This window comes from Acinetobacter sp. YH18001 (assembly GCF_013416975.1).
In the GTDB taxonomy this organism is placed as follows: Bacteria; Pseudomonadota; Gammaproteobacteria; order Pseudomonadales; family Moraxellaceae; genus Acinetobacter; species Acinetobacter pseudolwoffii.
In genome coordinates this window covers 74,904-98,353 of sequence record NZ_VPEU01000004.1, presented here as the reverse complement: position 1 = coordinate 98,353, position 23,450 = coordinate 74,904, and the positions used below count along the sequence as shown (strand labels likewise).

Sequence of the window (23,450 nt, the reverse complement as noted above, 5' to 3'; positions counted from 1 at the left end):
GTGGAGTTTTTTTATTTATATTCTAAAACAGCCACTTGCTTTGCTTTTTATTTTCATGGTAAAAGTTAAATGAAATAGCGAACACAAATAGAGCAATTACTCTAATTTTTATTTTAATTTCAATAGTTTAATTTATAGATTTTCCTGAAGAATTGGTTATCATATCTGTACTCACCTTCGCTCTCATCTCCTGTTAGAGCGCCATACACCTTTAATAAAAATAATTTGAACGCTGACTTCAAATTAGGGATAACAAATGTGAAAACTAGACTACACAAACAACTGGAAAAATCTGTTGCAGGTAAAACCGTCCTGATCACCGGCGCATCCAGCGGTATTGGGTTAACGACGGCACATCAACTGGCCGATGCAGGTGCGCATGTTTTACTGGTGGCCCGTACTCAAGAAACCCTAGAACAAGTAAAAGCAGACATTGAAGCCAAAGGCGGCAAAGCCTCAATCTTTCCATGCGATTTAAACAATATGGAGTCGATTGATGAGGTGTCCAAACAGATCATTGCCTCAGTCGATCATATTGATATTCTGATCAATAATGCGGGTCGTTCGATTCGCCGCGCCGTGCATGAATCGGTCGACCGCTTCCATGATTTTGAACGGACCATGCAGCTGAACTATTTCGGCGCCGTGCGTCTGGTCATGAATATCCTGCCACAAATGATGATCCGTCGCGCGGGTCATATCATTAACATCAGTTCGATTGGCGTACTGGCCAATGCCACCCGTTTTTCGGCCTATGTTGCTTCAAAAGCTGCGCTGGATGCTTTTAGTCGCTGCCTGTCTGCCGAAGTACATTCGCATAAAATCGCAATCACCTCGATCTATATGCCTTTGGTACGCACTCCGATGATTGCACCAACCAAAATCTATAAATATGTACCGACACTTTCTCCGGAACAGGCGGCTGACCTGATTGCCTATGCCATCGTGAAACGCCCGAAGAAAGTTGCGACCGGTTTGGGTCGTCTGGCCTCGATTACTTATTCGATTGCCCCGGATATCAACAATGTTCTGATGTCGATTGGTTATAACCTGTTCCCAAGTTCAAGTGCCTCTGTGGGTCAACCACAAAAATTAAATTTGGTGCAAAAAGCATATGCACGGCTGTTCCCGGGCGAACACTGGTAATTTTTACTGGGATAATTTCCTGAAAATACGAGCCGCCGACCGGGCGGCTTTTTTGATGTCTCAGTTTTAAATCTCTAGGTGAAAGCAAGCTCATCTGGATCACACACGACATAGCCTGTCTTTATCGACACAGATTTTTGCCGCAAATGCTGCGAGATCACGTACACTATCTGCGGATATTTCCTATCCGTATTTTTATATTTTGATTGAAATGATGGAAACCCTTATGAACAACGCGCAATGGCTCGATGAAGTAAAATTTAACGAACAAGGATTAGTCCCTGCCATTGCCCAGCATCATCAAACTGGTCGTGTCTTGATGGTGGCCTGGATGAATCGTGAAGCGCTAGCACTGACGGCTGAGAAAAACCAAGCCGTGTATTTCTCCCGTTCACGCAGCAAATTATGGCATAAGGGCGAAGAATCAGGACATTTTCAAACAGTACATGAAATCCGTCTGGACTGTGATGCCGATGTGATTGTGCTGCAAATTGAACAACATGGCGGCATTGCCTGCCATACCGGTCGTGAATCCTGTTTCTATCGCAAACTCACGCCAAATGGCTGGGAAATTGTCGATGCACAGCTGAAACACCCGTCTGCGATTTATGGTGAAAAATCCACAAATCCGCATACGCTGGCGATGGAAGCGTCAACCGCTCAATCTGAACAGGTCGAAGTCTTGTCCTATCTGGGCCAAATGATGGCAGAACGCAAACAGGCTGATCCAGATTCGTCTTATGTGGCCAAGCTGTACCATAAAGGCCTGAACAAGATTTTAGAAAAAGTCGGCGAAGAAAGCTTTGAAACCGTACTGGCAGCCAAAGATTTCAACGCTCAGGTCTCTGAAGACAATAAAAATGATCTGATCTATGAAGTTGCTGATCTGTGGTTCCATACCATTGTGATGCTGGGTTATTTCGATATCGAACCGCAACTGGTCTTGAATGAGCTGGCACGTCGTCAGGGCTTATCCGGTCTGGTTGAAAAAGCCAGCCGTCAGCATTAAATGATGAATATGCCTGTGTCTGATCTGCAAAAACCCAAGGCCACTTATGAGCAGGCCACTGCCATCGATAATGCCCGTCTGGGTAATTCCTTTAAAGTGATTGCCTATGCCGGCACAGGTAAAACCACCACATTACAAATGATCAGTGATGCCATGCCTGAACGGCGTGGCATGTATCTGGCTTTCAACAAAGCCATTGCCAGTGAAGCGCAAGCCAAATTTCATCGCGGCGTAGATTGCCGCACTTTTCACTCGCTGGCATTTCGCAGTGTTCAACGTGGAATCACCGACAAGCTGCGTCTGCCCCGTTTAAGCCCAAGCTTTATTGCCAAAGAATACCGTCTGGAACCAATGACCATGCGCCGTATGATGGGTGGGCGTTATGAAAAATATGTCTTGATGCCTTCGCGTCTGGCGAGTTTAGTCGCCAATGCGGTTGGCTATTTCTGTTCGACCAGTTCGCAATACCCTGCTCCGCGGCATATTCAGGCACCGAGCTGGTTACATCCAGATGATATTGAGATCCTGCAAAAGAAACTTTATCCGGCCGTAGAACGGCGCTGGCTAGAATCAATCGATCCCAATCATCAGGCCGGGATTGGCCATGATATTTACCTGAAACTCTGGGCGCTGTCTGAACCGAATATTCCGGCCGATTATGTGCTGTTTGATGAAGCGCAGGATGCCGACCCACTCATGCTCGGAATTTTGCTGAAACAGCGGAATACTCAGGTGATTTATGTCGGTGATGCGCATCAGCAGATTTATGCTTGGCGCGGTGCGGTGAATGCCATGCAGCAACTGCCTTTACCCGAATCACGCCTGACCACATCGTTTCGTTTTGGCCCTGAAATCGCGTTAAATGCCAATGCCATTTTAGGTGCACTGAATGAAACCGTGCCTTTGCTTGGCAATCCGTTGTTAGATTCTAAAGTCGTGAATAAACCGCATACCAAAATGCGGGATGCAATTTTATGCCGGACCAATGCCCGGGCCATGGAACTGTTACTTGCCGGACTGGTGCGTGGTGATAAAGTCAGCCTGCAAGCCGATCATGTCAAACTGAATCGTTTTGTCGATGCGGCTGCCATGTTGAAACAGGGCAAACGTGTGGTCGATGTGCCGGAATTGGCTTGGTTTAATTCCTGGCATGATGTGCATGAATACTGTGAAACCAATGAAGGTAGCGATATCAAACCGCTGGTTAAACTGGTCGATGAACATGGCACCGATCCATTGAAAAAAGCCCTGGCCAAAATCACCCCGATTGGACAGGCGGACTATATTATTTCCACTGCACATAAGGCCAAAGGTCTGGAGTGGGAACGGGTGCATATTGAAGATGACTATCAGTTTAAGCTGAATGAAAAAGATCATAAAATTAGTGATGAAGAGCTACGTTTACTTTACGTGGCCTGTACACGTGCTAAAGTAAGCTTAAATATTCATCACATTTATGACCTGATTCAACAACTGAAGATCAAGATGCCGCAGTCGCTTCGTCAAGCCGTCGGTTAAGGTATGGATGTAAAATCATGGTACAGGTGATCTATGCACATCGAAGCGCTTCAACTGAAACACACCCTGCATTTTCCAGAGATTCAGCTTCAGCTTGATTATTCACAATATCCGCTTACCTTAATTTTGGGCAATCAGGGTACTGGCAAAACCACTTTGTTACGCTGTGCTTATCAGGCGCTGACCTGGTTTGCAGCGCGTTATCGCGATAGCCGGGCTGCCGGTCTGGTGATGCCTGATCAGGACATCATGCAACACCGGCTGCAATCCAAAATTGATATCCGGGTTGGCTTTCCCGAAGAGGTTTCAGCGCTTACAGAATCCAGCCAGACTGAAGCTGCACAGCAACAGAGCTGTTCCTGGCAAGTCTATAAGACTTTAAATAGTCAGGGACTCGGCTTTAGCAAAGCAGAAACCGTGCAACTGGACAGCATGCTTGGGCTTTATCAGAAAGCCCGGCTCAATGATCCTCTGCTCGGCTTGCCGCTAATTGCCTATTATCCTACCGACCGCTTTGTCAATGACGTCAATCTGATCAGCAAAAACAATCCGGCCATTTTCCATACAGCGTATGCTTACGACATTGGCGCGATTCCGTTTACGACCTTTGCCCGTTTCTTTGAATGGTTGCGTGAAGTCAGTGATATTGAAAATGCGCAAAGCGCCAAGATCATGGATCAGATTTTAGCGCGTGCCTTGCAGCAGCCTGAAGATATTCGGGGAGATGAACTGGCGCGGCAGATTGAAAAAGCGCAAGCACAGCTGCATACCCCGCATTTAACGGCCTTAAAAAACGCCCTGTCGCAGGTACTGCCTGACATCAGCCAGATTGAGTTAAAATACCAGCCCAAGCTGCAACTGATGCTGACCTATCAGGACAAGAGTTTTACTTTTCAGCAACTTCCCAATAGCATCCGCACCTGGATTGCACTGGTGGGCGATATTGTACGGCGTCTTTGTCTGCTCAACCCGAACAGTTTATTTCCATGTCAGGAAGGTACAGGAGTGTTGTTGATTGATGCCATTGATCATCAGCTGGATCAGGATCTGGCAGCAGAGATTCTGCCACGTCTGCATCAGGCATTTCCTAACTTGCAAATTATTGCCACCGGCAACCGACCTGAGTTACTGGAACATGCACAGGCCTTTCAGTGCTTAAGACTCGAAAATAAACAGTTGCATCCAATTCATCTTGAAAGCATGAAAATCCAGTTTGATCAGATCTATGCCGAAATGGGTCTACATACTGATCCAGACGCAATTCCTGCCGAAGAAGCGCTAATAGAAACCGTCACCGAACCGACTACACCGCTTGCTGTATTACAGCGGATTCAGCAACAGTTGAATCCTGAACAGCAGCAGGAATTGTTACGTTTACTTGCTCAGGATCAGCCGACGCTACCGCAATCGCTCTAAGTAACGTTGAAAAACAGTAATGATCGTTTCGATGAATATCGAGATTTATCCAGACCATTTTAGTGCTGTCTTTTTGCAATTGTAAAACTGCATTTAGTCATATTTACAATCAATGCTTGCAATTTAATCTTAATTTTCGGTCACTTCTGGATGATCTGTTTAAGCATCCACCCCACGCCAAAAGCCTGCTCGCGTATAATTTATAAGTTCGACATAAAAACGTTGATGTTGTTGTTATCCTGTAATATGATCGGTTTTATTTGCGAATTTCATTGTAAAATCGGAATTTGCTATCGTTTATAAGTTGCGCAATACAACTGTTTTTATATTCTTTTTGAATATTCTTTTGGCTTTCAAGATTGAGAAGTTTGGGTTGCTCCTTGTAATCCTGTAGTCCTTGAAAGATGAAGATTCACCCTAGGTTGGTCACAACCTAAATCACGACAATGGATACGAGTGTGCTGCCGATTATTATATTGTTACCGTTAGTATTAGGCACAACCCTTGTCTCGTGGCTGAAGCAATTTTCGCGCGGGGTAACGGCTTTAGGGGCAATTGGTGTCAGCCTCAGCAGTTTCTTATTATTATTGAGTCAGGCGCCTGCCATCTTTGATGGTGCCGTGATCATTCAGACCTGGTCCTGGCTGCCCCAGCTCGGGATCGATTTTAGTTTCCGTCTGGATTCTCTGGCCCTGCTGTTTGCCTTGCTGATCAGTGGCATAGGCACCCTGATCTATATTTATGCCTATTATTATCTCAATCCTAAAAATTCGCTGAGCAAACTTTATTTCTTGCTGATGCTGTTTATGGCAGCCATGCTCGGAATTTCATTGTCAAATAACTTGCTGATCCTGCTGGTTTTCTGGGAACTCACCAGTATTTCATCATTTTTACTGGTGGGCTATTGGAGCAATTACGAAGCCGCACAGCGCGGCTCACGTATGGCCTTGACCATTACCGGCATGGGTGGCTTGGCCATGCTTGGTGGCTTCATCCTGCTGGGTCAAATTACCGGCACTTATCAGATTGATCAAATCCTGACGATGACTGAACAGATCCAGTCACATGCGCTATTTGTTCCCACTTTGTTGCTGATTTTACTCGGTGCCTTTACCAAAAGTGCGCAGTTCCCCTTCCATTTCTGGTTACCCAATGCCATGGCAGCACCGACACCGGTCTCTGCCTATTTACACTCGGCCACCATGGTCAAAGCCGGCCTGTTTCTGGTCGCACGTTTACTCCCGATTTTTGCTGGCGCGGCACTGTTTCATAATATTGTGACCTTTGTCGGTCTGTTTACCCTGTGCATGGCCGCCTTTTTTGCCATTTTTAAGGAAGATCTGAAAGGCCTGTTGGCCTATTCAACCATCAGTCATCTGGGTCTGATCATGTGTCTGCTCGGGATTGGTTCTCCACTGGCAGTCGCAGCGGCAATTTTCCATATTATTAACCACGCGACCTTTAAAGCGGCCCTGTTTATGATTGCCGGTATTATCGATCATGAATCTGGCACCCGTGATTTACGTAAGCTTTCCGGTCTGTGGCAACTGCTGCCCTTTACTGCAACGCTGACCATGATCACTGCGGCCTCTATGGCCGGTGTTCCATTGACCAATGGTTTCCTCTCCAAAGAGATGTTCTTTACTGAGCTGGTGGCCAATTTAAGCGGGCCAGTGCTGGTCGGTTCAGCCATTGTGGCAACATTGGCCGGAATTTTTGCAGTCACTTATTCGATTCGTCTGGTGCATGGGGTATTTTTCGACGGCCCACTGGGCAAGCAAGTCCCGAATAAAAATGCGCATGAGCCACCATTTGGCATGCGCGCACCCGCCACTTTACTGGCATTTCTATGTATTTTAGTGGGTCTATTGCCAGCACTTTTGGTCGAAAAAATCGTGAATAGTACCACGCAGGCAACGACTCAAAATTTTGCTTTTGAAGGTACGCATCTGGCCCTCTGGCATGGGTTTAATCTGCCATTATTAATGAGTGTGATTGCTTTGGCCGGTGGTGCAGTGTTTTACTTTTCTCTGGCCAAAGGTGGTGCCTTACGTGAAATTGATCTGGATCCAAAACTGGGCCGCTTACAGGGTCGGATCCTGTTTGACCTGTTCCTGAAAAATCTGCTGTTAAATTCACGTCGTTTCCGCCATGCCACTGAAACTGGCAAATTACAAAGCTATTTATTGTGGATTGTGATCTTTACCATCGGTCTGGTTGGTTTCCCATTGCTATCCAATGGTATCGGTAGCGGTACGCGTGAGCTGACCCACGCCCCTGCCCTGGCCATTGTCTTGTGGATGTTGCTATTTTCTGCCTGCTGGATGCTGCTATGGTTCCATCATGAACGGATTAAAGCGGTACTGATCAGTGGTGCAGTGGGTCTGGTGGTAACCATGGTCTTTATTGGCTTCTCGGCACCTGACCTGGCATTGACCCAAATTACAGTCGATGTGGTAACCACCGTCTTGTTATTAATGAGTTTATCTCTGCTACCGCAGCTAACCCCTTATGAATCCAGTCCAACCCGGCGCTGGCGCGATGCGATCATTGCGCTGGGCGGCGGTCTCGGTATTGCCACCATCGCCTGGCTGATCATGACCCGTGATCATAATTCTATTTCATGGTTCTTCCTGCAGCAGTCAATTCCACTCGGCGGCGGCACCAATGTGGTCAATGTGATTCTGGTCGACTTCCGTGGTTTCGATACCTTCGGCGAAATTACTGTACTCGGGATTGCCGCGATTGGTGTGCTTAGCCTGATGGATGGCATGCGTGCGCATGGCACCACCATGACCCAAGGTTTGACCTATCGATTTAATCCCTCCCCCTTGATGTTACGTATCACGGCATCATGGATTTTACCTGTAGCTCTGGTAGTCAGCCTGTATATCTTTATGCGTGGCCATAACCTGCCGGGCGGTGGATTCATTGCAGGATTAGTCACCTCACTAGCCTTAATTATTCAATATATTGCAGTGGGACAGGATAAAACTGAACAGTTGCTGGGTGCCAAATCTGGTCGTTTGTATGAAATCTGGATTGGCGTGGGTTTAACTATTGCCGGTTTGACCGGGGTTGCGGCCTGGTTCTGGTCACGCCCATTCCTGACCAGCGCGCATATCTATGTCTCGCCACCCGTGATTGGAGAAATGCATCTGGCTTCGGCGGCGCTGTTTGATGTCGGTGTCTATGTCACTGTAGTCGGTGCGACCATGCTGATGATTTCTGTCCTGGGCGATTCACGTCACTCCAGTATGACTGGCCCAGTACCAAGAGGATAATAGAATGATGAGTTTAGAATTTTTATTAGCCTCCGCCATTGGTCTACTCGCCGCCACTGGAATCTATCTGATTCTGCGTGCGCGTACTTTTCCGGTGGTGCTGGGCTTGGCCATGATTGGTTATGCGGTCAACCTGTTTTTATTTGCCATGGGGCGGATCCAGATGAATTCGCCTGCCGTATTGACCGAGGCCTCCAGAGTCACCGATCCCCTTCCGCAGGCACTGGTGCTGACCGCCATCGTGATTGGCTTTGCCACCACTGCCTTTATTGTTCAGCTGGCACTGCGTAGCCGTTATGAATCAGGAACAGACCACGTTGATTCAAAAGAAGAAACACCTCAGATTGACCCACGTGAGGATGAGCCTTAATGACTGATCTTCTTCACTTCTGGTCTCAACATACGCCAATTTTCAGTATTCTTTTACCGGCCATTACCGCTTTTAGTCTGGTACTTTTAGGCAATCCGGGTTCTGGCTCCCTGACCACAGACTGGCGTCAGCCTTGGCGTCGTGGTATCAGCCATATCTCGGGTATCTTGGGTCTGATCATTGCGGTCAGTTATTTAATTGACAGCAGTCAGGGTCAAGTCAGTGTATATACACTGGGCGAATGGGCGGCACCTTTTGGAATCGTGCTGGTGCTGGACCAACTCTCTGCCATGATGCTGGTGTTGACCTATGCCCTGGCAGTACCGGTGGTCTGGTATGCCAGTAAAGAATGGGATACCCGTGGCCGTTATTTCCATACCATGGTGCATTTCCTGCTGATGGGCCTGACCGGCGCCTTCCTGACCGGTGACTTATTCAACCTGTTCGTATTCTTTGAAATCTTGCTGATGGCGTCCTATGTGCTGCTATTGCATGGACAGGGCAAGGCGCGTTTCCAGCTGGGAATTCATTACGTCACCATTAACCTGCTGGCTTCTGCGCTGTTCCTGATTGGACTCGGCATGATTTATGGCAGTGTCGGCAGTCTGAACATGGCCGATGTGGCGCGCTTAATGCCTACCTTGGCAGCAGATCAGCATAAACTGGCCGTTGCCGGTGGACTCATGCTATTCGTGGTCTTCGGGATTAAGGCGGCAATGCTGCCGGTGGGCTTCTGGTTACCCAAAACCTATGCCGTAGCCACCACCCCTGTTGCCGCACTCTTTACCATCATGACCAAAGTCGGGATCTATGCGATTTTGCGAATCAATGGAACTGTTTTTGATGATGAGTATAGCCATCAGATTCTAATGAACTGTCTACTGGTGATTGGTCTGATTACTTCAGTTTATGGTGTCATTTGTGCGATTGGTACAGAACGCCTGCGCCGTTTTGTCGGCTTTATGGTGCTGTCTTCAGTCGGTACGATTCTGGTGGCCATTGGCATGAATACGACGGCAGCCTGGGCCGGCGCCCTATACTATATGGTACACAGTACCCTGATTGCTGCGGCATTTTATATCCTGTCTGGCTGGATTACCTCACAGCGCGGTGAGTTCAAAGATCATTTTAAAATCGCACCGCTGATGAAACAGAACAAGCTGGTTTCGATTGTCTATTTCATCATTGCCTTGATGATGGCCGGTCTGCCACCGTTCAGCGGCTTCTTTGGCAAAGTCTTTATTTTGCAGGCTTCTGCCAATTCAGAGCATCAGATGATCATTATCCTGACCATTCTGCTGGTGAGTTTCCTCAGTATTCTGGCTTTTACTCGAGTCGGCTTTATGCTGTTCTGGCGCTCAACCAAACCTGAAGATGATTTGAATTCTGATGATTTCCACAAATATGAAGCTTTACCCAGTAAGGCACCTGCACGTAATGATCACACGATCTATTTGCTACTTGCCGGCTTAACAGCTTATGTTGTATTTGCTGGACCGATCTATCAATATAACTATCAGACGGCAGAACAGATTAAAAACAATCCGGTCTATGAAGCTGCCCTGTTAAAACGTGATGCAGAAGGTCAATTTATTAGTGTGCAACCCTTTGATCCAAGTTATTTGCCAGAAACCAAATATGGTGGCGAGGTGGTGGATCCAAATGCACATCTGATTCCTTATATGATTTCAGAAGCCACTTTAGAAGGTGAAAATATTTCTGAATTCAAACAACGTCAGATTGACCAGCAGCATATTGAACAAACCCAACATGATGATAATCAACTTAAACCGGCGGAGGGACCTTAATGGCTGAATCATTCCTGCAACGTTGGTTCCCGCACCCGTTGGTTTCTGTAATCGTGGGACTCAGCTGGACTTTACTGTCACATAGCACAGAAGCCGGAACCTTGCTGGTGGCCCTGCTTCTGGCGATTGTCATTCCCAAAATGGTCGCGCCGTTTATTGACTATACCCCGAATATCCAGTGGCGGCCTGCGCTGCGTCTGTTCTTTGTCGTGGTCTGGGACATTGTGGTGGCCAATCTTAAAGTTGCAAAACTGGTCTTGGGTCCGACCAAAAACCTACATCCCAAATGGTTCCGTGTGCCTCTGGAAACCGAGCATGAAGAAGTCAACACCTTACTGGCCATGATTATTACCACCACACCGGGCACAGTCACTGCCGGTATTGATCAGGATCGTGGTGATATTCTGGTGCATGCTTTAAGCACGGATGATGAAGCAGCTGAAATCGAGCTGATCAAACAACGTTATGAACAGCCCTTGCTTAAAATTTTCAGCGTACAGACAGGAGAAAAAATATGACGATTCTGCCTTATGCATTAATGATTTGCCTGGGTGCAGTCACTGTCTCGATGTTACTCTGCCTGATCCGACTCATTACCGGCCCTTCTATCGTTGACCGCCTCTTGGCACTCGATACCCTGTTCCTGAATGCCACCTGTCTGATTGTCATTTTGGGAATTTACTGGAGTAGCACTTTTCTGTTTGAAGAGGCCTTACTGGTGGCGATGCTCGGCTTTGTCTCTACAGCAGCTTTGGCGCGTTATTTCACCACTGGCCATGTCATCGACTAGGAGTTTTTAAATGCCGTTAATTTTAGAAATACTAGTTTCGATTTTTTTATTGATTGGTGCTTTCTTCATGCTGGTCGGTGGGATCGGGATGGTGCGCCTGCCCGATCTGTTTATGCGGCTGCATGCACCGACCAAATCCAGTACCTTGGGCTTGGGCAGTTTTCTGATTGCCGCGATTATTTTTTCTGCCATGTACGGCCGTTTCGGTTTTGCTGAAGTGCTGATTACCCTGTTTGCTTTTATCACTGCACCCGTATCGGCCAATCTGATGGCGCAGGCAGCATTGCATTTACGTTTACGCTCGCTAAGTGGCGAGGTTCCAGAAACACTGGAGCGCCCTCTGCCTTGGCAACGTTCGCGTCGCCGTGCTTTTTATGAGAAAAAAATGAATCATAAAAATGATGATCTCACTTGATTTGGACTATTTTTAGATAGGTCGATTCACTTCTATTTTTTAAATTTTTAATAAAGCCAGCAATAAAAAAGCCACCCGAAGGTGGCTTTTTTATTGTCCTAAGACTTATTCATCATCTTTTTTTGCTTCAGCTTCAGGTAAGTCCTTCACAGCTTCAGCAATCAGACCAAACATATAGTTACCATAGGCATTGGTCTTGTCGTAATGGAAACGTAGACGAGGTGTAATACGGGTTTTGATACGACGGCTCAGTTCGTGACGCAGAAAACCAGAGGCTTTGTTTAACACCTCTAAAGTTTCTTTATTCGCCGCTTCACTTTGTTCATCGCCCAGCTCACGTCCCATAACAGTGACATAAACTTCCGCATATCCCAAGTCCGGGCTCACCTTCACGGCAGAGATGGTCACCAGACCACCTAAGCGTGGATCTTTCAGCTCCTGACGGATCAGTTCTGACAACTCGCGTTGTACTGTATCCGCCATACGCTTCAGACGTTGACTACCCGCCATTAAAGACTCCGTTTAATCAGTTGAACATCGTACACTTCGATCTTATCCAGTGCTTTGATGTCTTTATAACCTTTCACCGCAAGACCACATTCCATACCGGCACGAACTTCTTCAACCACTTCTTTATAGCGACGAAGAGATTCAAGCTCGCCTTGGAATACCACCACGTCATCACGGAGTACGCGAATCGGTTTGTTACGATGCAATACGCCTTCAAGAACCATACAGCCCGCAGCCGCACCGAATTTACTTGAGTGGAATACTTCACGTACTTGTGCAACACCCAGAATCGTTTCACGATGTTCAGGTGCCAGCTTACCGCTCATTGCTGCTTTCACATCATCAATCAATTGATAGATAATTGAGTAGTAACGAATGTCGATGCTGTCTGCATCGGCTTTTTGACGCGCAGTGTTGTCCGCACGAACGTTAAAGCCAAGTAGAACTGCTTCTGAAGATTCAGCCAGTGTTACGTCAGACTCGGTGATTGCACCAACGCCCGAACCAATAATACGTACTTTTACTTCATCCGTTGCAAGTTCAGCAAGTGCAACATGCAAGGCTTCCAGTGTACCGCGTACGTCAGTTTTCAGCACCACGTTCACGATAGGCACATCTTTCTTGCCCATAGACGCCATGATGTTTTCAAGACGCATTGCAGATTGACGCTCAAGACGTTTTTGACGTTCACGATCCATACGTGCATCGGCAACTTCACGTGCTTTTTTCTCATCGCTAACAACAAGAACTTCGTCACCTGCCATTGGCGCTTCTGGAAGACCCAAAATTTCCACTGGAATTGAAGGACCTGCAGATTTGATACGCTGACCATTTTCATCGGTCATTGCACGAACGCGACCATAAGATGAACCAGCAAGAACCAGGTCACCCACTTTCAAGGTACCGTTTTGAACCAGAATAGACGTGACCGCACCACGGCTGTTGTCTACACGTGCTTCAATCACCACACCTTGTGCAGCACCTTCTTCCGATGCTTTCAATTCAAGCAATTCAGCCTGGATCGAAATCAGGTCTAGAAGTTCATCGATACCTTGACCAGAATGCGCCGAAACCATGGCAACCGGTACATCACCGCCCCATTGTTCAGGTACGATCTGTTTGGTGGTCAATTCGTTCAATACGCGATCTGGATCAGCAGATTCTTTATCCATCTTGTTGATTGCAACAATGATTGGTGTACCTGCAGCACGTGCATGGTCGATTGCTTCTGCAGTTTGTGGCATAACACCATCATCTGCTGCAACAACCAGTACCACGATATCCGTTGCTTTGGCACCACGTGAACGCATTGCAGTAAACGCTGCGTGTCCCGGAGTATCAAGGAAGGTAATAATACCTTTGTCGGTTGTAACGTGGTAAGCACCGATATGCTGGGTAATACCGCCTGCTTCGCCTTGCGCCACTTTGGCACGGCGGATACGGTCAAGAAGCGATGTTTTACCATGGTCAACATGGCCCATGATGGTAACCACTGGTGCGCGCGTTGTTTGTGCACCACGTGCTTCTTCAGCTGCTTCAAGCAAGTTATCTTCAGCTTGCGTATCAGAAACCAATACCGGGTTATGACCCATTTCTTCTACGATTAACGCTGCAATTTCCTGATCAATGGCTTGGTTCTGAGTAACCAGCTCACCCATTTTCATGAGAGATTTAATAACTTCACGAACCTTGATCGCCATTTTCGCAGCCAGGTCAGCCACAACAATGGTTTCACCAATTTCAACATCGTAAACCTGTTTCTTCACAGGTTTTTCGAAGCCGTGCTTGTTGCCCTGGCTGGTTTTCAAACCGCGTTTAGGCTGTTTGCTGAAGCTCTGCTCTTCCTGACCACGACGTCCACCTTTTTTCGGTGCACGTGCAGCTGGGGTATTGGTACCACGTTTGATCTCGCGGTCTTCTTTGGCAAATGAGTCTTCATATGCCTGACCCACCAGACCGGCAGCAAGCGGAGAATCATCTACGACACGAATCGTTGCTGTTGTATCTTCAGCGGTGTACTTAGACGCCATCTGACGCATTTGTTCAAGCGTACGTTGCTGCGCTTCTTCAGCCGCTTTACGACGTGCTGCTTCTTCAGTCGCTTTTAATTGCGCTGCCTGAGCTTCACGTGCTTTTTTCTGTTCAGCCGTTTCAGTTTGTTTAACAACCTGTTTTACAATCGGCTTGTTGGTCGATTTGCGTTTTACCACGACTGCCGCTTTAGAAACTTCTTGCTTGTCGCTGGTTTGTTTTGCAGCAGCACGCATCGCTTCTAGAGCTTTACTCGCGTTATTTACGCCAGTTTTCGGAGCTTCAGCAGAAGAAGCAGCTTGTGCTGTATTCTGCTCAGGCGCAGCTTTGGCCTGTTGTTCAGCCTTGGCTTTCGCCAATGCTTCTGCTTTGATCTGTTCTGGATCAGGCTTAACAAATGTATGCTTCTTGCGAACTTCTACATTAATCGTTTTCGCCTTACCTGAAGTACTCGCAACTTTTGCGGTACTGGTTGTTTTACGTTTCAACGTGATTTGCCCTGCTTGGCTTTCTGAACCTTGTGATTTCTTCACATGGCTCATCAAGCTATCTTGTTGTTCGGTGGTAATAATATCGTCAGCTTTACGCTGTGGTAAACCTGCCTCACGAACCTGCTCTAGGAGCTTCTCAACTGGACGACCCACGCTGAGGGCTAACTCTTTAATCGACTTGTCCGTCATATACTACCTCCTAGTTAAACCATGATTCGCGCGCTTTCATAATGAGTTGACCGGCTTTCTCAGCACCCAAACCTTCAATATCTTCGATATCGTCGGTCGCCTGATCTGCCAAATCGTCAACTGTTACCACACCACGAGCTGCTAGAGCTTGCGCGATCTCTGCTGTCATGCCTTCCATTGCAACAAGTTCTTCACTTGGCGCTTGTATATTCTCTTGCTGTTGTAATGCATCAGCAAGTGCAATTTCTTTCGCACGGCTTTGCAATAATTCAACCAGTTCAGCATCAAGTTCGATTTCATCAAACGTTTCTGCAGGGACATAAGCAATTTCTTCAAGCGAGGTGAAGCCCATTTCTACCAGTGCCATCGCCAAATCTTCCGCGATATCCAGACGTGTTACAAACATGTCCAGATACTGTTGCGCTTCGTTTTGTTGACGGGCGTAGTATTCCTCTTCCAGCATCATGTCCAGCTTGTAGCCAGTCAATTCTGATGCCAGACGAACGTTCTGACCTTGTGAACCAATCGCACGAGCCAATTGATCACTCGTTGCAAAGATGATGTCTGCAGTACGGGCATCTTCATCGATGACAATACTCGATACATCTGCTGGTTCCAGTGCGCTGGCGATGTACTGGGCAGGGTCGTCAGACCATACCACGACATCGATACGCTCACCGTTCAATTCTTGTTGAACAGCCTGGATACGTGTACCACGCATACCAATACATGCACCAACCGGATCAATACGGTGATCATTTGTTTTTACTGCAATTTTAGCACGCACGCCTGGTTGACGAGCTGCTGCTTTAATTTCAATAATTTCTTCAGAAATCTCAGGGATCTCTTTCTTCATCAATGCGATCAGCATATCCGGCTTGGCACGTGACAACTGGAGTTGCGCACCACGACCTTCACGGTTCACATTGAACAGAATCGCATTCATACGTTGCTTCGGACGAAGAATTTCTTTCGGAATCATTTCTTCACGTGCAAGGTATGCTTCAGCATTATCACCCAAGTCAATGATAAAACCATCTTTGGTTTGTTTCTTCACTTCACCATAGATCAGCTCGCCGACTTTAGATTCGTAAGCATCGGCCACAAGTGCGCGTTCTGCTTCACGGATCTTCTGTACAATCACTTGCTTGGCAATTTGTGCTGCAATACGACCGAAATCAATCGATTCTACTTCGAGTTCACGAATATCACCAATTGACCATTGTGCAGGATCAAGATCAGAAATCGCATCCTGACACGCTGGCATTTCATGATCTTCGTCAGCGACTACTTCCCACTGACGAAAAGTACGGTAGTCACCTGTTTTGCGATCAATTTCCACACGTAAACGTGCTTCTTCAGAGCGAGTTCCTTCGTAGAATTTTTTCTTGGTCGCCGCAACTAAAGCTTGCTCAAGCGCTTCGAAAATTGCTTCACGAGGTACACCCTTTTCGTTACTAACCGTTTCAACGACGGTCAGAATTTCACGTGCCATACGTCACCTATTCGTTAAATTTTTATTTATTCAATTAATCTTGGAAGACCAAATTTGCTTTATCGATATTGTGACTGTCGATCTCCAATACCTGTTGCTTTTCTACTTCAACTTGAATCATTTCATTGTCTAAGTCGACTGCAACCAGTTTGGCCTGGAATTTACGACGGTTATCTACTGCACTAATCAGACGTAATGCTACGCTATGACCAATATAGCCTGACATCTGTTCGAGCTGGAAGAATGGACGATCCCAGCCTGGAGAAGACACTTCAAGTGAATATTCACCCGAGATCGGATCATGAACATCCAGCATGGCGCCGACTTGCTGCGTTACACGCACACAATCCTGAACACCAATACCACGCCCCTGTTCCTCTTCACCGTCTTCATTAACGGCCGGTTCAGCGCTTGCATCGACCGGTTTGTCGATGTAGATACGTAATAACGAACGTTTACCCTGTGGCAGGAACTCAATCCCCCAAAGGTTTACATTACAGGCTTCAACTGCCGGTGCAATCAAGTCCTGAAGTGCTTGAGTTTTATTTGATAGCTTCATTTACTCTCGTCATCTGGTGCGATTTTATGATCTATTTGACCACTACAAACCAATACAAACTATAGTAGTAGTGAAACATGGAGACGTGACCAAATAATGTCGACACTACACGATAGCCAATAAAAAAGGGCGTAAATCGCCCCAATTAAGCACAATAGCGATTTTTTTTCAAATCCCACTGTGCAAAAAGGCCCACCTTGTTGTGAGCCTCTTTTTAGAAACTTGGTAGCGGGAGCTGGATTTGAACCAACGACCTTCGGGTTATGAGCCCGACGAGCTACCAGACTGCTCCATCCCGCATCAACGTGCAAAAATTATATACAAAAGATGAGAGCTTTTCAATCAAAACTGCATCATTCTGCATATTTGTCATCTGTGACTGAAAAAATGGTAGTGGGTGCTGGATGTAAACCAACAACCTTCGCCAGTTTATAGAGAGTTGAGCCCGACAAGCAATCAACTAAATCCATAAATAACGTTTACCAAACCATTTAAATGGTAGCGGGAGCTGGATTTGAACCAACGACCTTCGCTAGCTTATAGAGAGTTGAGCCCGACAAGCAATCAACTAAATCTATAAATAACGTTTACCAAACTATTTAAATGGTAGCGGGAGCTGGATTTGAACCAACGACCTTCGGGTTATGAGCCCGACGAGCTACCAGACTGCTCCATCCCGCATCAGCGTACAAATAACATTCAGCTTAAAAAACTTAAACTGCTTTTAAAGTTTGCATCTTTAAAAGATTGGTAGCGGGAGCTGGATTTGAACCAACGACCTTCGGGTTATGAGCCCGACGAGCTACCAGACTGCTCCATCCCGCAACAACATGCAAATTATATTTCTCAGCTTAATAACTTATTAAACTGCCTCTTAAAAGTTTGCGTCTTTTAAAAGGATTGATTGGTAGCGGGAGCTGGATTTGAACCAACGACCTTCGGGTTATGAGCCCGACGAGCTACCAGACTGCTCCATCCCGCATCAACAGAAGTTTTTCAGCTGCATACACCAACTTAAATTTCTGGATTATAAGTTGGTGCGGAAGGGGGGACTTGAACCCCCACGCCCGAAAGCACTACCACCTCAAGGTAGCGTGTCTACCAATTCCACCACCACCGCAGCTGTGACGCATTCTAGTCGCATCACTGGAAAAAAGAAAGGACTAATTAAAACTATTCGGTCGTTTCTGGTGCAGTTGGTGAAGTTTCATTCGATTGCACAGGCATGGTCGGCGCAGATTGAACCGTTCCCAAACTATAGGCATTTGTGCTGTCTTTCTTGGCCAAAACAGCCAGAGTCAAACTGGTCACAAAAAATAGCGCCGTTAAAATAGCAGTCAAACGGGTCATAAAATTGCCGGAACCCGATGCCCCGAATACTGTCGCCGCACCACCGCCACCGAAAGAGGCACCAGCATCTGCACCTTTACCATGCTGAACCAAAATCAAGACAATCATCAAAACAGCTAAGATAATATGTACTACCAGCACAAAAGTTTGCATGCTGAACTCCTAATTATTGTGTATTTGCAAATGCGTGAGCAATTTTATGGAACGACTCAGCATTGAGTGATGCACCACCGACCAGTGCTCCATTGATATCCGGGCAGGCTGCTAACTCTACTGCATTTTCCGGCTTGACACTACCACCATATAAAATCGCCATGGTTGCACCATAGCCGGTGATCTGGCTCAAACCTTGACGGATTTGTGCATGCATGGCTTGCGCATCTTCAGGAGAGGCGGTTTTACCGGTACCAATTGCCCAGATCGGTTCATAAGCAATCACGATATTTTTCCATTGCTCAGCGTCCACTACCGCTGCAATATCACAAATCTGTTGCAATACGACCGCTTCCGCCTGCCCTGCTTCACGTTGTTCCAGGCTTTCACCCACACAGTAAATCACCGTTAAACCGGCAGTTAATGCATACTTGATTTTGGCATTCAGAACTTCTGCGTTTTCTGCGAAAACTTCACGACGCTCGGAATGACCAATCAGTACATAATGAATCTGGCTGTCTTGCAATAATTCAGCGCTCACTTCACCGGTATAAGCCCCCGTTCCTGAAATACGTGAAACATCTTGTGCTACAGTGTAAACAGGACGAGTCGCAGATGACAGTTCCGTCCGAATCTGGGTCAGGGCAAGGGCAATCGGGGCTACACCGATATGACATTTATCTGCGGCGATTGGTGCAGTTTCCAGTAAATTTTTAATACCGTGTACCAGTGTTAATGCATCTGCCTGCAGCGGATTCATTTTCCAGTTACCTATTACCCAAGGGGTAATCGTCGAAACTGACATAATTAACCTATTTTATTTACATATTTCGAATTGGGCACATTCTACACGGAATTGGAAAATTTAAAGAATAGTTTTCTTATCACTTATTCTAGGTTTAGACTATTCAAAATGGTTGTTTTTTGTTATCACTTAAAAAAATGGGAACTTCTTCTAACCAGTTCAAAGTTTTACTGGATATGAGGAAGGTAGCAGCACTCTTAGCTATGGTATTTTTACGTAACAAACGTATAATTTTAATATAGCAATTAAAAAAATTTGATTTATAGGCATTTATAGCATGACAGCATTACAGGGGTCGCCAAGATTTACCGGATTTATTCGTCGTTTGGTCGAGGAAGGCGTCATCTCGGCTGAAGATATGCGCAGTGCTTTGGCACATGCCAAGCAAGAAAAAATAGATATTGTGGCGGAGCTGATTAACCAGCAACAGCTCTCCCCAACCGTTATTGCTGAAACGATTTCAGTCGAATTTGGTGAGCCGCTGTTTGATATCAGTGCCTATGATCCTGCGCAAATTTTGCGGGATATCATTGATGAGAAGCTGATTACCAAGCATCGCATCCTGCCAATTTTTAAAAATTCCAGTATTTTATATATTGCCATCAGTAATCCGACCAATATTGAAGCGATTGATGCCGTTCGCTTTTCAACCAAGCTCAATATTGAAACCATTATTGTTGAACACAATAAACTGGAAAAACTGATCGAGCAGAATTTTACCGAAGAAAGCACTTTTGAGTTTGATGAAGACTTTGATCTGGATGTAGATTTCGATTCATCTGATCCGAGTAAAGAAGAAGATGAAAAAGACAAAGGTGAAGAAGAAGCACCGATTGTCAAATATATCAATAAATTATTAATCGATGCGATTCGTATGGGTGCTTCGGATCTGCATTTTGAACCTTATGAAAAAATCTACCGGGTTCGTTATCGGGTCGATGGGGTATTACGCCAAATTGCAACACCGCCGCTGCAGTTGGCAACCCGCCTGTCTTCACGTTTAAAAGTCATGTCGCAAATGGACATTTCTGAAAAACGTGTTCCTCAGGATGGCCGTATCAAGCTGAAACTCTCAAAGAACAAAGCCATTGATTTCCGTGTCAACTCATTACCGACCCTGTTTGGCGAAAAACTGGTACTGCGTATTCTAGATCCATCTAGCGCGATGCTGGGGATCGATGCACTCGGTTATGAACCGGAACAAAAAGAACTGTTTATGCAGGCGCTGGATAAACCGCAAGGCATGCTGCTGATTACCGGGCCAACGGGTTCTGGTAAAACGGTTTCACTTTATACCGGTTTGAACATCCTGAATCGTGAAGATACCAATATTTCCACCGCGGAAGATCCGGTCGAGATCAACCTGCAAGGAATTAACCAGGTCAACGTCAACAATAAAGTCGGCCTGACCTTCTCTGCTGCCTTGAAGTCATTCTTACGCCAAGATCCAGATATCGTGATGGTCGGTGAGATCCGGGATCTGGAAACTGCAGAAATTGCCATTAAAGCGGCACAGACCGGTCATATGGTGATGTCAACGCTGCATACCAACAGTGCGCCTGAGACCCTGACCCGTTTACGCAATATGGGCGTGCCGTCTTTTAATATTGCCACTTCAGTGAATCTGGTTATTGCACAACGACTGGCACGTCGCCTGTGTTCACAATGTAAAAAACCTGCCGACATTCCACAGCAGAGTTTATTGGAAATGGGTTTTACCGAAGCAGATCTCCAGCAACCAGAGTTCCAGATCTATGAGCCGGTAGGTTGCAATGAATGTCGCGAAGGCTATAAGGGTCGTGTAGGTGTTTATGAAGTCATGAAAGTGACGCCTGAAATTTCTAGAATTATTATGGAAGATGGCAATGCACTTGAAATTGCCGATGCTTCTGCCCGTGCAGGTTTTAACAATTTACGCCGATCAGGTTTAATCAAGGTGATGCAGGGGGTGACTTCTTTACAGGAAGTCAATCGTGTCACCAGCGAATGATCGTGCGCTGATCTAAAATAAGGATAAAGGTATGGCAGCAGTAAAGAAAGGCCAGATGATGCCGATCTTCAGCTATGAAGGAATTGATCGTAAAGGGGCAAAGATCAAGGGGGAATTGCCGGCGCGCAACATGGCACTGGCCAAAGTGACGCTCAGAAAACAGGGCATCAGCATCAAGACCATTCGGGAAAAGAAAAAAAACATTCTCGAAGGCTTAATGAAAAAACGTGTCAGCACACTGGATATTACGATTTTTACTCGACAGCTCGCGACCATGATGAAAGCCGGCGTACCTTTAGTACAAGGCTTTGAAATTGTTGCAGAGGGTCTGGAGAATCCAGCCATGCGTGAAGTCGTTCTGGGGATTAAAGGTGAGGTGGAAGGTGGTAATACCTTTGCCGGTGCACTGCGTAAATACCCGCAATACTTCGATAAACTATTTTGTTCACTGGTCGAATCGGGTGAACAATCCGGTGCGCTAGAAACCATGCTGGATCGGGTCGCGATCTACAAGGAAAAAAGTGAACTGCTCAAGCAAAAAATTAAAAAAGCCATGAAGTACCCGGCTGCGGTGGTCGTGGTCGCGCTGATTGTCACGATTATTCTAATGGTAAAAGTGGTCCCGGTTTTCCAGGATTTATTCTCTTCATTTGGTGCTGACTTACCGGCTTTTACCAAAATGGTAGTCAATATGTCGGAATGGATGCAAAAATATTGGTTCCTGCTCATTATTGCCATTGGGGCCATCATTACGGCTTTTCTGGAAGCAAAAAAACGCAGTAAAAAATTCCGCGATTTTCTGGATAAAGCAGCACTTAAAGCACCGATTTTCGGTGATCTGGTGTATAAAGCGATTATTGCCCGTTATAGCCGTACCTTGGCCACCACTTTTGCAGCCGGTGTACCCTTGATTGATGCACTGGAATCCACTGCTGGCGCAACCAATAACGTGGTGTATGAAGATGCCGTCATGAAAATCCGCGAAGATGTTGCCACTGGTCAGCAATTACAGTTTGCCATGCGGGTGACCAACAAGTTTCCATCTATGGCCGTGCAAATGGTCGCCATTGGTGAGGAATCCGGTGCGTTAGATGCCATGCTGGATAAAGTTGCTACCCATTATGAAAATGAAGTCGACAATGCCGTAGACGGTCTCACTTCCATGATGGAGCCCTTGATCATGGCTGTTCTCGGTGTACTTGTCGGTGGTCTGGTGATTGCCATGTACCTTCCAATCTTCCAAATGGGTTCTGTGGTTTAATGCAAGATCTTATTCAATATTTCATTCAAAACCCAACAGCGCTGTATAGCGCAGTTGGGCTTTTTAGTCTCTGCATTGGTAGTTTCTTAAATGTGGTGATTTATCGCACTCCCAAGATGATGGAGCAGGAATGGCGTACCGATTGCCAAATGTTCCTGCATCCGGAACAGCCAATTATTGATGAGACCAAATTAAGTTTAAGCAAACCCGATTCGACTTGCCCCAAATGTCATCAGCCAATCCGCTGGTACCAGAATATTCCCGTCATCAGCTGGCTGGTCTTGCGCGGCAAGTGCGGCAACTGTCAAAATCCCATCAGTATCCGCTATCCATTTATTGAGCTTCTGACCGCGGCCTGTGCGCTGATGGTGGTGGCTGTTTTTGGTCCGACTGTCCAGATGTTATTTGGCCTGATTCTGACTTATGTCTTAATTGCACTGACCTTTATTGATTTTGACACCCAGTTATTGCCGGACCGTTATACCCTACCCCTGACCGCGCTGGGTCTGGGCGTCAATAGTTATGCCCTCTATACCTCACCGAGTTCTGCCATCTGGGGCTATATCATTGGCTTCCTGTGTTTGTGGGTGGTGTATTATGTCTTTAAAATTGTCACTGGCAAGGAAGGTATGGGCTATGGCGATTTTAAATTGCTTGCCGCCTTGGGTGCCTGGATGGGGCCTTTGCTATTACCATTAATTGTGCTCCTTTCTTCTTTAGTGGGTGCGATTATCGGGATTATCCTGCTGAAAGTCCGTAAGGAAAATCAGCCTTTTGCCTTTGGTCCCTATATCGCGATTGCCGGCTGGATTGCTTTTCTGTGGGGCGAGCAGATTATGAAAGTGTATTTAGGTCAATAA

The 23,450-nt window shown here is 46.4% G+C and carries 19 protein-coding genes and 5 tRNA genes; 13 read left to right on the top strand and 11 right to left on the bottom strand.

Annotated features, from left to right (window positions below; translation table 11 throughout):
- Positions 1-258: 258 nt before the first annotated feature.
- The 10 genes from FTV48_RS02745 (at position 259) to FTV48_RS02700 (ending at position 11,756) form a co-directional block, all read left to right on the top strand.
- Positions 259-1,146, top strand: coding sequence for an SDR family NAD(P)-dependent oxidoreductase (locus tag FTV48_RS02745; RefSeq protein WP_074383640.1), 888 nt, complete (start codon positions 259-261; stop codon positions 1,144-1,146).
- A 226-nt stretch (positions 1,147-1,372) separates the two neighbouring features.
- On the top strand, positions 1,373-2,155 hold the full coding sequence (hisIE, locus tag FTV48_RS02740; RefSeq protein ID WP_179999320.1) for a bifunctional phosphoribosyl-AMP cyclohydrolase/phosphoribosyl-ATP diphosphatase HisIE: 783 nt from the start codon (positions 1,373-1,375) through the stop codon (positions 2,153-2,155).
- 15 nt (positions 2,156-2,170) lie between these two features.
- Positions 2,171-3,673 carry a UvrD-helicase domain-containing protein gene (locus FTV48_RS02735; protein ID WP_179999340.1) on the top strand — a complete coding sequence of 501 codons (1,503 nt, stop codon included), beginning with the start codon at positions 2,171-2,173 and terminating at the stop codon, positions 3,671-3,673.
- Positions 3,674-3,706: 33 nt separating this feature from the next.
- A complete protein-coding gene (locus tag FTV48_RS02730) occupies positions 3,707-5,089 on the top strand; it encodes an AAA family ATPase (protein WP_179999318.1) in 1,383 nt (460 codons plus the stop codon).
- Positions 5,090-5,535: 446 nt separating this feature from the next.
- On the top strand, positions 5,536-8,373 hold the full coding sequence (locus FTV48_RS02725) for a monovalent cation/H+ antiporter subunit A (protein WP_005094368.1): 2,838 nt from the start codon (positions 5,536-5,538) through the stop codon (positions 8,371-8,373).
- Between the two features lie 4 nt (positions 8,374-8,377).
- Positions 8,378-8,743 (top strand): Na+/H+ antiporter subunit C, encoded by a 366-nt coding sequence (locus tag FTV48_RS02720; RefSeq protein WP_005168933.1) that lies wholly within the window; start codon positions 8,378-8,380, stop codon positions 8,741-8,743.
- Entirely contained in the window at positions 8,743-10,551 is a 1,809-nt protein-coding gene (locus FTV48_RS02715; protein ID WP_159138538.1) for a monovalent cation/H+ antiporter subunit D, read from the top strand. The genes FTV48_RS02720 and FTV48_RS02715 overlap by 1 nt, the downstream gene beginning before the upstream one ends.
- Complete coding sequence (locus FTV48_RS02710; RefSeq protein WP_179999316.1) at positions 10,551-11,069, top strand: Na+/H+ antiporter subunit E; 519 nt, start codon at positions 10,551-10,553, stop codon at positions 11,067-11,069. Before FTV48_RS02715 ends, FTV48_RS02710 begins: the two co-directional genes overlap by 1 nt.
- Positions 11,066-11,341 (top strand): monovalent cation/H+ antiporter subunit F, encoded by a 276-nt coding sequence (locus tag FTV48_RS02705; RefSeq protein ID WP_005094376.1) that lies wholly within the window; start codon positions 11,066-11,068, stop codon positions 11,339-11,341. The genes FTV48_RS02710 and FTV48_RS02705 overlap by 4 nt, the downstream gene beginning before the upstream one ends.
- 10 nt (positions 11,342-11,351) lie before the next feature.
- Positions 11,352-11,756, top strand: coding sequence for a Na+/H+ antiporter subunit G (locus tag FTV48_RS02700; protein ID WP_005094378.1), 405 nt, complete (start codon positions 11,352-11,354; stop codon positions 11,754-11,756).
- Between the two features lie 105 nt (positions 11,757-11,861).
- On the opposite strand, the gene FTV48_RS02695 is transcribed toward FTV48_RS02700, so the two are convergent.
- The 11 genes from FTV48_RS02695 to tpiA form a co-directional block, all read right to left on the bottom strand.
- The gene (locus FTV48_RS02695; RefSeq protein ID WP_005094380.1) at positions 11,862-12,266 is read right to left on the bottom strand and encodes a ribosome-binding factor A; all 405 of its coding nucleotides are present in this window, start codon (positions 12,264-12,266) and stop codon (positions 11,862-11,864) included.
- A complete protein-coding gene (infB, locus tag FTV48_RS02690; RefSeq protein ID WP_005094383.1) occupies positions 12,266-14,977 on the bottom strand; it encodes a translation initiation factor IF-2 in 2,712 nt (903 codons plus the stop codon). Before infB ends, FTV48_RS02695 begins: the two co-directional genes overlap by 1 nt.
- Before the next feature lie 10 nt (positions 14,978-14,987).
- Positions 14,988-16,472, bottom strand: a complete 1,485-nt coding sequence (gene nusA, locus FTV48_RS02685) for a transcription termination factor NusA (RefSeq protein WP_005094384.1) — start codon at positions 16,470-16,472, stop codon at positions 14,988-14,990.
- Positions 16,473-16,506: 34 nt separating this feature from the next.
- Positions 16,507-17,031 (bottom strand): ribosome maturation factor RimP, encoded by a 525-nt coding sequence (gene rimP, locus FTV48_RS02680; RefSeq protein ID WP_005094386.1) that lies wholly within the window; start codon positions 17,029-17,031, stop codon positions 16,507-16,509.
- A 223-nt stretch (positions 17,032-17,254) separates the two neighbouring features.
- Positions 17,255-17,331 (bottom strand) — tRNA-Met (locus FTV48_RS02675).
- Positions 17,332-17,635: 304 nt separating this feature from the next.
- Positions 17,636-17,712: transfer RNA gene (locus tag FTV48_RS02670), tRNA-Met, on the bottom strand.
- Positions 17,713-17,779: 67 nt separating this feature from the next.
- Positions 17,780-17,856, bottom strand: a tRNA-Met gene (locus FTV48_RS02665).
- An 80-nt stretch (positions 17,857-17,936) separates the two neighbouring features.
- Positions 17,937-18,013, bottom strand: a tRNA-Met gene (locus FTV48_RS02660).
- Positions 18,014-18,066: 53 nt separating this feature from the next.
- Positions 18,067-18,151, bottom strand: a tRNA-Leu gene (locus FTV48_RS02655).
- Positions 18,152-18,204: 53 nt separating this feature from the next.
- On the bottom strand, positions 18,205-18,534 hold the full coding sequence (secG, locus tag FTV48_RS02650; RefSeq protein ID WP_005094388.1) for a preprotein translocase subunit SecG: 330 nt from the start codon (positions 18,532-18,534) through the stop codon (positions 18,205-18,207).
- A 13-nt stretch (positions 18,535-18,547) separates the two neighbouring features.
- Positions 18,548-19,339: a triose-phosphate isomerase gene (tpiA, locus tag FTV48_RS02645; protein WP_005168944.1), complete on the bottom strand. Its 792-nt coding sequence runs from the start codon at positions 19,337-19,339 to the stop codon at positions 18,548-18,550.
- Positions 19,340-19,616: 277 nt separating this feature from the next.
- Between tpiA and pilB the strand changes: the two genes are divergently transcribed.
- The 3 genes from pilB to FTV48_RS02630 are packed head-to-tail and all read left to right on the top strand — an operon-like array spanning position 19,617 to position 23,450.
- Positions 19,617-21,329, top strand: a complete 1,713-nt coding sequence (pilB, locus tag FTV48_RS02640; protein ID WP_005094394.1) for a type IV-A pilus assembly ATPase PilB — start codon at positions 19,617-19,619, stop codon at positions 21,327-21,329.
- A gap of 31 nt (positions 21,330-21,360) precedes the next feature.
- On the top strand, positions 21,361-22,590 hold the full coding sequence (locus FTV48_RS02635) for a type II secretion system F family protein (RefSeq protein ID WP_100329414.1): 1,230 nt from the start codon (positions 21,361-21,363) through the stop codon (positions 22,588-22,590).
- Positions 22,590-23,450, top strand: a complete 861-nt coding sequence (locus FTV48_RS02630) for an A24 family peptidase (protein WP_179999314.1) — start codon at positions 22,590-22,592, stop codon at positions 23,448-23,450. Before FTV48_RS02635 ends, FTV48_RS02630 begins: the two co-directional genes overlap by 1 nt.

Bases quoted from the DNA above. Each gene is read 5' to 3' on its own strand.
- FTV48_RS02695 (WP_005094380.1), bottom strand. From the start codon at position 12,266: ATGGCGGGTAGTCAACGTCTGAAGCGTATGGCGGATACAGTACAACGC.
- secG (WP_005094388.1), bottom strand. From the start codon at position 18,534: ATGCAAACTTTTGTGCTGGTAGTACATATTATCTTAGCTGTTTTGATG.
- FTV48_RS02720 (WP_005168933.1), top strand. From the start codon at position 8,378: ATGATGAGTTTAGAATTTTTATTAGCCTCCGCCATTGGTCTACTCGCC.
- FTV48_RS02700 (WP_005094378.1), top strand. From the start codon at position 11,352: ATGCCGTTAATTTTAGAAATACTAGTTTCGATTTTTTTATTGATTGGT.
- FTV48_RS02635 (WP_100329414.1), top strand. From the start codon at position 21,361: ATGGCAGCAGTAAAGAAAGGCCAGATGATGCCGATCTTCAGCTATGAA.
- FTV48_RS02630 (WP_179999314.1), top strand. From the start codon at position 22,590: ATGCAAGATCTTATTCAATATTTCATTCAAAACCCAACAGCGCTGTAT.
- FTV48_RS02710 (WP_179999316.1), top strand. From the start codon at position 10,551: ATGGCTGAATCATTCCTGCAACGTTGGTTCCCGCACCCGTTGGTTTCT.
- FTV48_RS02715 (WP_159138538.1), top strand. From the start codon at position 8,743: ATGACTGATCTTCTTCACTTCTGGTCTCAACATACGCCAATTTTCAGT.
- nusA (WP_005094384.1), bottom strand. From the start codon at position 16,472: ATGGCACGTGAAATTCTGACCGTCGTTGAAACGGTTAGTAACGAAAAG.
- FTV48_RS02730 (WP_179999318.1), top strand. From the start codon at position 3,707: ATGCACATCGAAGCGCTTCAACTGAAACACACCCTGCATTTTCCAGAG.
- infB (WP_005094383.1), bottom strand. From the start codon at position 14,977: ATGACGGACAAGTCGATTAAAGAGTTAGCCCTCAGCGTGGGTCGTCCA.
- FTV48_RS02725 (WP_005094368.1), top strand. From the start codon at position 5,536: ATGGATACGAGTGTGCTGCCGATTATTATATTGTTACCGTTAGTATTA.
- tpiA (WP_005168944.1), bottom strand. From the start codon at position 19,339: ATGTCAGTTTCGACGATTACCCCTTGGGTAATAGGTAACTGGAAAATG.
- pilB (WP_005094394.1), top strand. From the start codon at position 19,617: ATGACAGCATTACAGGGGTCGCCAAGATTTACCGGATTTATTCGTCGT.
- rimP (WP_005094386.1), bottom strand. From the start codon at position 17,031: ATGAAGCTATCAAATAAAACTCAAGCACTTCAGGACTTGATTGCACCG.
- FTV48_RS02705 (WP_005094376.1), top strand. From the start codon at position 11,066: ATGACGATTCTGCCTTATGCATTAATGATTTGCCTGGGTGCAGTCACT.
- hisIE (WP_179999320.1), top strand. From the start codon at position 1,373: ATGAACAACGCGCAATGGCTCGATGAAGTAAAATTTAACGAACAAGGA.